Annotated in this window: 1 protein-coding gene; it reads left to right on the top strand. The window is 45.2% G+C overall.

What is annotated here, in order from left to right; genetic code table 11:
* Window positions 1–150 precede the first annotated feature (150 nt).
* Window positions 151–1,863 (top strand): IS1634 family transposase, encoded by a 1,713-nt coding sequence (locus DCCM_RS00715; RefSeq protein WP_104370558.1) that lies wholly within the window; start codon window positions 151–153, stop codon window positions 1,861–1,863.
* Window positions 1,864–1,961 lie beyond the last annotated feature (98 nt).

Raw genomic sequence — 1,961 nt, 5'->3', positions numbered from 1 at the left:
CGGGTCTTTGACACTTGCATAAAAAGCGAAATCATTGAAAGCCTTGAAATCAGGGCTTTTTTTATTGGAAATTTGTCAAATTTTTCGCCTTAAATAGTGCGTAATGTGGCGTAACGTGTTATAATAAGAGGGATTGGAGGTGTTTTATCAGTGAGATTGTGTCTATCGAAATCCAAGAACGCTACCTCCCTCTATGTCACCAAATCCATCTATGAACACGGGAAGCGTTCAACCATCGTCGTGGAAAAACTCGGAACAATGGCTGAATTGGAAAGGAAACTCAACGGGCAGGATCCCATCGAGTGGGCAAAAAGATACATCGAAGACCTTAACCGAAAGGAAAAGGAGGAGAAGCTTGAGGTCATCGTCAAGTACTCCCCCGCCAAGGTCATTGCTAAGGATGAACAGCGCTCTTTCAATGGTGGCTATCTTTTCCTCCAGCAGATATACCATGAGCTTGGGCTGAATGGGCTCTGCAATGAAATCGCCAAGAAATACAAATTCACGTTCGACCTCAACTCGGTTCTTTCAAGACTACTTTATGCAAGAATCATCTATCCCTCCTCAAAACTTGCAACCTACCAGCTTTCCGCAAAGTTCATCGAACAGCCGGCATTCGAGCTTCAGCACATATACAGGGCTCTCGAAGTCATTGCCGCGGAGACGGATTACATACAGTCCTCCCTTTACACCAACAGCCTGAAGCGTTCCAAAAGAAATGTGGGGGTGCTATATTACGACTGCACCAATTACTTTTTCGAGATCAAGCAGGAGGATGGGCTTAAGCAGTATGGCGTTTCAAAAGAGCATCGGCCCAATCCCATCGTACAGATGGGGCTGTTCATGGACGGCGACGGCATTCCCCTCGCCTTCAACATCAACAAAGGGAACACCAACGAACAGGTAACCTTGAGACCACTGGAAGAGAGAATCCTGTCTGATTTCAACCTATCCAGGTTTATCGTATGCACGGATGCCGGTTTGGCATCCGTGGACAACAGAAGGTTCAACGACCGGGGGAACCGGGCGTTCATTACAACCCAATCCATCAAAAAGCTAAAATCACACCTGAAAGCATGGGCCCTTGATCCAAAAGAATGGATCTCTTCCATTGACGGGAAAATCCATGACATTTCCAAACTTGACGAAGGCAAGGACAAGGATACGGTGTTCTACAAGCAACGCTGGATAAAGGAAAACGGTTTGGAACAGAAACTCATTGTGACTTACTCGATCAAATACCACGATTACCAGCAAACCGTACGAAATTCCCAAATAGAACGGGCGCAGAAACTGATCAAGGGCAATACCGTGAAGCTGAAGAAGTGCAACCCCAACGACTACAAAAGATTTATTGCGAAAACCTACTGCACTGCCGATGGAGAGGTTGCCAGGCACGAAATCTATAACATTGACACCGGTTTGATTGCAAAGGAGGAGGCGTTTGACGGCTTCTATGGCGTATGCACAAATCTTGAGGATGACGCCTCTGCCATCATCAGGATAAATCACAGACGCTGGGAAATTGAGGAATGCTTTCGAATCATGAAGAGCGAGTTCAAGGCCAGGCCAGTATATCTGAGCCGTGATGACAGGATCAAGGCACATTTCACCACCTGCTTCCTTTCCCTGGTCATTTTCAGGTTCCTTGAAAAGAAGCTGCATGAAAGGTATACATGTCAAGAGATCATCCATGGATTAAGAGACATGAATTTCCTGGAGGTAAAAGGGAATGGCTACCTGCCTGCCTATACCAGAACCGACTTCACGGATGATTTGCATGAAGTGGCCGGGTTCCGCACGGATTACCAGATTGTCAGTTCGAGCCAGATGAAAAAAATTTTTAGATTGACAAAGTCGTAGATAAATTACTCACTTTCGTGAATAAACAAAAAAGCTTTGAACGCTCTATTTTAAAGAGTTTCAAAGCTTTTGACTTTTATCAACTGTCAAAGATGAGA

This window comes from Desulfocucumis palustris (genome assembly GCF_002933875.1).
GTDB lineage: Bacteria > Bacillota > Desulfotomaculia > Desulfotomaculales > Desulfocucumaceae > Desulfocucumis > Desulfocucumis palustris.
This window is presented reverse-complemented; position numbering and strand designations above follow the sequence as displayed.